10 protein-coding genes are annotated in these 6,255 nt (G+C 69.8%); 4 read left to right on the top strand and 6 right to left on the bottom strand.

Going from position 1 to position 6,255, the window contains the following annotated elements; genetic code table 11:
* Positions 1–291: 291 nt before the first annotated feature.
* Positions 292–702, top strand: a complete 411-nt coding sequence (arr, locus tag ACZ6WN_RS25775) for an NAD(+)--rifampin ADP-ribosyltransferase (RefSeq protein ID WP_465868808.1) — start codon at positions 292–294, stop codon at positions 700–702.
* A 23-nt stretch (positions 703–725) separates the two neighbouring features.
* Here the strand turns inward: arr and ACZ6WN_RS25770 are convergent, their stop codons facing one another.
* From ACZ6WN_RS25770 to ACZ6WN_RS25755, 4 genes are read right to left on the bottom strand one after another with little or no spacing between them, the layout of a single operon-like run.
* Positions 726–1,298 carry a DUF1349 domain-containing protein gene (locus ACZ6WN_RS25770; RefSeq protein WP_465868807.1) on the bottom strand — a complete coding sequence of 191 codons (573 nt, stop codon included), beginning with the start codon at positions 1,296–1,298 and terminating at the stop codon, positions 726–728.
* A complete protein-coding gene (locus ACZ6WN_RS25765) occupies positions 1,295–1,693 on the bottom strand; it encodes a low affinity iron permease family protein (RefSeq protein WP_465868805.1) in 399 nt (132 codons plus the stop codon). Before ACZ6WN_RS25765 ends, ACZ6WN_RS25770 begins: the two co-directional genes overlap by 4 nt.
* A gap of 30 nt (positions 1,694–1,723) precedes the next feature.
* Positions 1,724–2,053: a branched-chain amino acid transporter permease gene (locus tag ACZ6WN_RS25760; protein ID WP_465868803.1), complete on the bottom strand. Its 330-nt coding sequence runs from the start codon at positions 2,051–2,053 to the stop codon at positions 1,724–1,726.
* Entirely contained in the window at positions 2,046–2,774 is a 729-nt protein-coding gene (locus ACZ6WN_RS25755; RefSeq protein ID WP_465868801.1) for an AzlC family ABC transporter permease, read from the bottom strand. Before ACZ6WN_RS25755 ends, ACZ6WN_RS25760 begins: the two co-directional genes overlap by 8 nt.
* A gap of 63 nt (positions 2,775–2,837) precedes the next feature.
* Here ACZ6WN_RS25755 and ACZ6WN_RS25750 point away from each other — a divergent pair, with 63 nt between their 5' ends.
* Positions 2,838–3,290, top strand: a complete 453-nt coding sequence (locus tag ACZ6WN_RS25750) for an Lrp/AsnC family transcriptional regulator (protein WP_465868799.1) — start codon at positions 2,838–2,840, stop codon at positions 3,288–3,290.
* Here the strand turns inward: ACZ6WN_RS25750 and ACZ6WN_RS25745 are convergent.
* Complete coding sequence (locus tag ACZ6WN_RS25745; protein WP_465868797.1) at positions 3,280–4,074, bottom strand: helix-turn-helix domain-containing protein; 795 nt, start codon at positions 4,072–4,074, stop codon at positions 3,280–3,282. The two genes, ACZ6WN_RS25750 and ACZ6WN_RS25745, sit on opposite strands and share 11 nt — an antisense overlap.
* Before the next feature lie 116 nt (positions 4,075–4,190).
* On the opposite strand from ACZ6WN_RS25745, the gene ACZ6WN_RS25740 reads away from it, so the two are divergent.
* Positions 4,191–4,544 (top strand): nuclear transport factor 2 family protein, encoded by a 354-nt coding sequence (locus tag ACZ6WN_RS25740; protein WP_465868796.1) that lies wholly within the window; start codon positions 4,191–4,193, stop codon positions 4,542–4,544.
* A 25-nt stretch (positions 4,545–4,569) separates the two neighbouring features.
* Here the strand turns inward: ACZ6WN_RS25740 and ACZ6WN_RS25735 are convergent, their stop codons facing one another.
* Positions 4,570–5,235 carry a TetR/AcrR family transcriptional regulator gene (locus tag ACZ6WN_RS25735; protein WP_465868794.1) on the bottom strand — a complete coding sequence of 222 codons (666 nt, stop codon included), beginning with the start codon at positions 5,233–5,235 and terminating at the stop codon, positions 4,570–4,572.
* Positions 5,236–5,334: 99 nt separating this feature from the next.
* On the opposite strand from ACZ6WN_RS25735, the gene ACZ6WN_RS25730 reads away from it, so the two are divergent.
* Positions 5,335–6,246, top strand: a complete 912-nt coding sequence (locus ACZ6WN_RS25730; protein ID WP_465868792.1) for an SDR family NAD(P)-dependent oxidoreductase — start codon at positions 5,335–5,337, stop codon at positions 6,244–6,246.
* Positions 6,247–6,255 lie beyond the last annotated feature (9 nt).

The following is a 6,255-nucleotide window of genomic DNA, read 5'->3' as shown; positions in this document are numbered from 1 at the left end:
CTCGGAGGCCCGGAGTACGGGCTATCACTTACCCTCGCAGCTCGGCGTTCACGCCCCTGGTTCCCCTGGATTACCCCACACCCGTTGTGTCTCGGATGGATGGGGCACGCCTCGTTCGAGATGGTCGGCCATCACGTTAACGCCTGCGCCGAGCCTAGCACACAAAGCAAAACAAGCGGACCCGATCAGGGACAGATATCCCGAACCGAACCCAGACCGCTGCTGGAAGCCTGGCCCCACCCGCGCTGGAACCCAAACACGGAGGCCCGATCCGCCGAGTAACCTGCAGGCATGGATGAGCCGCTGGACGAGGGGCCGTTCTACCACGGCACGAAGGCCGACCTGCGGGTCGGAGATCACCTCACCGCCGGGTTCCGGTCGAACTACCGGCCCGAGGTGGTGATGAACCACATCTACTTCACCGCACTCCCCGACGGCGCGGGTCTCGCCGCCGAGATCACCCCCGGCGACGGGGAGCCGCGGGTCTACCTCGTCGAGCCGACCGGGGAGTTCGAGAACGATCCCAACGTCACGGACAAGAAGTTCCCCGGCAACCCCACCCGCTCCTACCGCAGCAGGGCACCGCTCCGGATCGTCGCCGAGGTCCACGACTGGACCCGGCTGACCCCCGAGGCCCTGCAGATGTGGCGTGAGCGCCTCGCTGCGATCCGCACGGACGACCGGGCCGAGATCATCAACTAGGCGACCGACGAGCAGGACGCCGGTCAGTGCAGGGCGGCGTCGGCCGCGGTCGTACGCCAGGCGTGGAAGGCGACCGTGAGCCCCGCCCGCGTGGGGGCGCAGGTGAACGGACCAGCCTGCGCGACGAGGTCGGGCGCGAAGGGGACGAGCCGGACGAGCCGCAGGTCGCCGCCGTCGACCGCGGCCCGGATGGCCAGCGCGTCGCCGGACCGGCTGACCCGGATGAGGACCCTGCGGTCATGCCAGTCGGGCACCGGTGCCAGCGACCAGTCCGACCTGCCGTCGGTGACGACGGCACCGAGCTGAGGACGGCCGTCGGCGTACTCCACGCCGGCCTTGACCCAGTGCGTCTCGCTGACACGTACGAAGATCCCCGCCTGGTCGAACTGCTGCGAGAAGGCGGCCGTGAACTCGACCTCGACCGCGGTGTCCTGCTCGAAGGGAGCCAGCAGCGCGTGCTCGCTGTCGTGGACGAACCCGTAGGAGGTCGTCCTCCACGCATCGCTCCCCTCGACCGCGGTGACGAGCAGGTCGGAGCCACGCTCGACGGCGGCGACCGGCGGATGGGTCCAGCGCCCACTCCCCCAGCGGATCAATGCCGCTCCTCGAGCCCCACGGCCTCGCGCAGGATGCGCACCGAGTCGGCGAGCTCCTCGTCGTCGCGGGCCCGTGACTCCATGAGGTCGGAGAGCGCCGAGGCGATGACGTTGAGCTTCTCGTGGGAGGCCTCCTCCGAGCGCCGCCCGGCGTTCTGGAGCAGCACCAGCAGCAGCAGCGAGAGGACCGAGGAGCCCGTATGGATGGCCAGCTCCCACTTGGTGCTCGAGGACCAGAAGGGGAAGCTCACCACCCACACCACCAGCACGCCCACGATCACATAGAAGAACGGAGCATGGCTGACCACCGAGGTGACCACCTCCACGAAGTGTTCGAACCCGTTCCGCCCATCACCTCGTCGACGCGACTTTCTGGCCTTGTTCTCTACGGTCATGCGGGACACCGTAGTCGCGATCGCCGCGGCTCAGGCGGCGATGAGCGAGGTGATGAGAACGTACGCGGCCGTGCCGGAGAAGATGCTCAGCGTCATGCTGCCTCGCCACAGGTGCAGCCCGATCGTGATCGCGAGGGCCAGGGCGGCTGGTCCGGCCGAGGTCAGGACGACGAGGTCGGTGTCACGGAGGGTGTAGGCGGCGAGGATGACCATCACGCCGACGGGCATCCGGTCGCCGATGTAGGCCAGCACCGCGCTGTGCCGGAGCGGAGCGAGCATGGCGAACGGCGCCGCGCGCAGGGTCCAGGTGACGGCCGCGGAGACGAGGACGGCGGACAGGACGTACCAGGGATCAGCCACGGCTGCTCCTGCGGGCGGCCAGGACGTACGAGCAGACGAGAGCGGCACAGAACATGCCCATCGCGATCAGCAGCATGTTCTCCCGCGAGATCAGCGCCGCGACGATCGCGCAGCCCAGGGCGAGCGCCGAGATCGGCACCGACCTACGGACCTTGTACGCCTCGATCCCCAGCACCACGAACAGTGCCGTGACGGCGAAGTCGAGGCCGACCACCTGCGGCGGGATCAGCGATCCCAGCCCGGCACCGGCGGCCACGCAGAGCACCCACGCCAGATGGAAGAACGCCTGGATGCTGAGGATCCGCGTCCGCGACCAGCCGGCCGCCTCCGGAGTCGCGGTGAGCGCGTACGCCTCGTCGGTCAGGGCGAAGGTGCTGTAGGCCTTCCAGCCACGGCCGTGCACCCGGTGCATCGGGAACGAGATGGCGTAGAAGACGTGCCGGAAGTTCACCAGCAGCGTGCTCACCGCGATCTGCGCCAGCGGCGCGGTGGCGGCCACGAGGCCGACCAGGAGGAACTCCATCGAGCCGGCGAACACGACCGCACCGAACACCGGCGCCCACCACCAGGCGAGCCCCGACTGGACCACCAGCACACCGAGCGCGAGCGCCAGCGGGACCACGGCGACACACGCGGGAAGCACCGTCCGCCACCCGGCCTCGATCTCCTCGCGGGTGCCCGCCGGCCCCCGGCACCCCGCCTCCGTCTCCATCACCTGCATGCCGCAAGCCTAGGAAAGTTCAGACGTTCATGGGTTGCCCATTGTCGATGCTAAAGTGCCCGCGTGCGCAACGATCATGCGATCGACGACCTCGATCGAGCAATCATTGCCGAGCTCGAGGACGACGCCCGGCTGAGCAACGCCGAGCTCGCCCGACGAGTCGGGCTCACCCCGGCGCCGTGCCTGCGCCGGGTGCAGCGCCTGGAGGCCGACGGGGTGATCCGGGGCTACCACGCCCGCATCGACCCGAAGAGCGGCGGACGCGGGTTCGAGGTGATCGTCGCCATCGACATCGCCGTCAACGACGGCAAGACCATCGAGGACTTCGAGACCGCCGCCGTGGCCATCCCCGAGGTCACCGAGATGCGCCGCATGCTTGGCCAGCCCGACTACTACCTGCGCGTCCAGGTCGCCGACCCCGAGGCGTACGAGGCGCTCATCCTCGGCACCATCTCCCGGCTGCCCGCGGTGAGCAGGCTGCTGTCCCACCAGACGATGCGGCTGGTCAAGGGCTGAGCGCCTGCCGAGTGCGATCGTCGGCGGGGACGAAGGTCTCCAGATGGAGGCCGTCGAGCGTGACGTCGGCGGCGCTCTCGATCTGGCTGGCGACGCTGAAGAAGCGGAGGGTGTCGCCGCCCGTCTCGATCTCCAGCGGAACGACGGGATCGGCCAGGGGTCGGGGCGACGGGTCACCGTCGGCCGGGTAGGCCGTGACCTCGTCCCGGAGCGCGACGAGCACCGGGTCACCGCCGGTGCGGGTGATGCGGCGGCCGAGCTGATGGAGCAGGTGGGCGCGCCAGGCCGGAAGGTTGCGGATGCGCGAGGCGAGCCCGCGCGGATGCAGACAGAGCCGGATCACATTCAGCGGAGGCTCGAGCAGCCCGGGGTCGCAGCCGGCGAGCAGCCCGTCGACAGGCTGGTTGGCATCGACGATGTCCCAGTGGTCGTCGAGGAGCAGGGCCGGGTACGGGGCGTGGGCATCCAGCAGGCTGCGCAGGCCTGCCATCACCGCCGCGAGCGCGTCGTCATCGGTGGCGCGATGCGGGTAGCGAGGGGCGAAGCCGCCGGCGAGCAGGAGCCGGTTCTGCTCGGCCATGGGCACCCGCATCACCTCGGCCAGCCGGACGATCATCTCCGCCGTCGGCCGGGAGCGTCCGTTCTCGACGTAGCTCACGTGCCGGGTGCTCACCTCGGCCTGGGTGGCCAGCGCGAGCTGGCTCAGGGACCGCAGCTCGCGCCAGCGGCGGAGCTCGCTGCCGACCGACGGTGACAATGACGGTGACGTCGCGGTTGAGATCACGGCCCGAGGCTAGCCAACCCGGCATCGCAGCGACCATGACCTCGGAGGTCATCGACCGGCGCACCGACCAGCGGCGAACCTTCTCCTGGCAACCCGATCCGAGAGAAGGAAGAGACATGAACGACATCGTGACGCGCTACCTGGAGACCTGGAACGCCACCGACGAGTCGATGCTCGACGAGCTGCTGGCCGAGCACTGGTCCGAGGACTGCGTCTACGTGGACCCGCTCGCCGACGTGCAGGGCCGCGAGGCCGTCGGGGCGACCGTCCGGGCCGTACGCGCGCAGTTCCCCGGCTTCGTGTTCACCCCGGTGGGCACGGTCGACGTCCACCACCAGCAGGCCCGCTTCCAGTGGGGTCTGGGCCCTGCCGGTGGTGAGCCGGTCGTCGTCGGCTTCGACGTGGTCGTGGTCGACGCGGACCAGCGGATCCGCGACGTACGCGGTTTCCTCGACAAGGTGCCCGCCTGACACCGAGTCGCGAGGAGTCGCGGGATCAGGTGCGCGGCAGCACGCCCACGAGAGCCGCCGCACAGGAGGTCCGCAGGGCGTCGCGCAGGTCCAGCTGGAGCACGCCGAGATCCGGATCGTCCGCGTAGACGGCGAGCAGGCTCGGCGGCGGCGGGTCGTACGCCGCCAGGGCACCCGCGGAGATCAGGCTCATCAGGCAGAACGTCTGGGCGCCGTCGCCGACCTCGGGCAGGTGGCGGCGCACCAGCTGGACCATCGTCTCGAGCTTCGCGTGCGAGGAGCGCTTGTGACGCTTGACCACCTCGACGGAGACGTTGTGCTCGAGGACGCCACCCTGGGCGCCGACGAGGTCGCAGAGCACTCTCCGCTCCGCCAGCGACCGGCTGAGGACCTCGGCCAGCTGGCCCGCCCGCACCTCCGGTGGAGCCTGCGCCTCGATGCCGGCAGCCAGCTCCTCCGTCAGCTCCTCGAGCCAGGTCGCCAAGAAGTCGTCCAGCAGCTCGAGCAGCACCGCCTCGCGCGACTCGAAGTAGCGCAGGACGTTCGACTTGGCCAGCCCCACACGACGGCTGAGCTCGTTGAGGCTCAGCTCGGCCACCGGCATCTCGTCGAGCATCGACGCCGCCGTCTCCAGGATCGCCCGGCGGCGGATCTCACGCTGCTCGTCGCTTCGCGCCCGTTGGAATGTCACCCGCCCAGACTAGCTTAAAGACCACCGGTCCCTTGACATCAGACCATCGGTCTCTTAAGTTGGAGACATAACAGACCGATGGTTCTTTAGGAGCGGACAATGAGCGAGACCTGGACCGAGCAACACATCCCCGACCAGCACGGCCGCGTGGCGGTCGTGACCGGCGCCAACACCGGCCTCGGCTTCGAGACCGCCCGGATGCTCGCCGAGCGCGGAGCGCAGGTGGTCATGGCCGTACGCGACGTGGAGAAGGGCAAGCAGGCAGCGGCCCGCATCGACGGCGACGTCAGCGTCCAGGTCCTCGACCTGGCCTCTCTGGACTCGATCCGATCCGCGGCGGCGGATCTGCGCGCCGGACACCCGCGGATCGACCTGCTGATCAACAACGCCGGCGTGATGTACACGCCGAAGCAGACCACCGCCGACGGCTTCGAGATGCAGTTCGGCACCAACCACCTCGGCCACTTCGCCTTCACCGGCCTGCTGCTGGACCAGCTCCTCCCCGTCCCCGGATCCCGGGTCGTCACGGTCAGCAGCATCGGTCACCGCATCCGGGCCGACATCCACTTCGACGACCTGCAGTGGGAGCGCTCCTACAGCCGCGTCGCCGCGTACGGCCAGGCCAAGCTCGCCAACCTGATGTTCACCTACGAGCTCCAGCGCCGGCTCGCCTCCCACGGCACCACGATCGCCGTGGCCGCCCACCCCGGCGGCTCCAACACCGAGCTCGCCCGCAACAGCCCCGCCGCGCTGCGCGTGCCCTTCGCCCTCGTCGGACCGCTGCTCGCCCAGTCGCCCGCGATGGGCGCCCTGCCCACCCTGCGCGCCGCCACCGACCCCGCCGTCATCGGCGGCCAGTACTACGGACCCAGCGGCCTGGGCGAGACCCGTGGCCACCCGAAGCTCGTCACCTCCAGCCCTGCTTCCTACGACCTGGCGACCCAGCAGCGGCTGTGGACCGTCTCCGAGCAGCTCACCGACGTACGCTTCCCGCTCGACACCCGACCATGAGCGTCGAGC

The sequence above is a fragment of the Nocardioides sp. NPDC054178 genome, from assembly GCF_055585005.1.
The sequence above is the reverse complement of the archived record's forward strand: the minus strand, read 5'-3'. Positions and strand labels throughout refer to the sequence as shown.

What these genes read in the sequence shown, in the direction of transcription:
- ACZ6WN_RS25755 (WP_465868801.1), bottom strand. Translation starts at nt 2,774, where the DNA reads ATGCAGGTGATGGAGACGGAGGCGGGGTGCCGGGGGCCGGCGGGCACC.
- ACZ6WN_RS25765 (WP_465868805.1), bottom strand. Translation starts at nt 1,693, where the DNA reads ATGACCGTAGAGAACAAGGCCAGAAAGTCGCGTCGACGAGGTGATGGG.
- arr (WP_465868808.1), top strand. Translation starts at nt 292, where the DNA reads ATGGATGAGCCGCTGGACGAGGGGCCGTTCTACCACGGCACGAAGGCC.
- ACZ6WN_RS25740 (WP_465868796.1), top strand. Translation starts at nt 4,191, where the DNA reads ATGAACGACATCGTGACGCGCTACCTGGAGACCTGGAACGCCACCGAC.
- ACZ6WN_RS25730 (WP_465868792.1), top strand. Translation starts at nt 5,335, where the DNA reads ATGAGCGAGACCTGGACCGAGCAACACATCCCCGACCAGCACGGCCGC.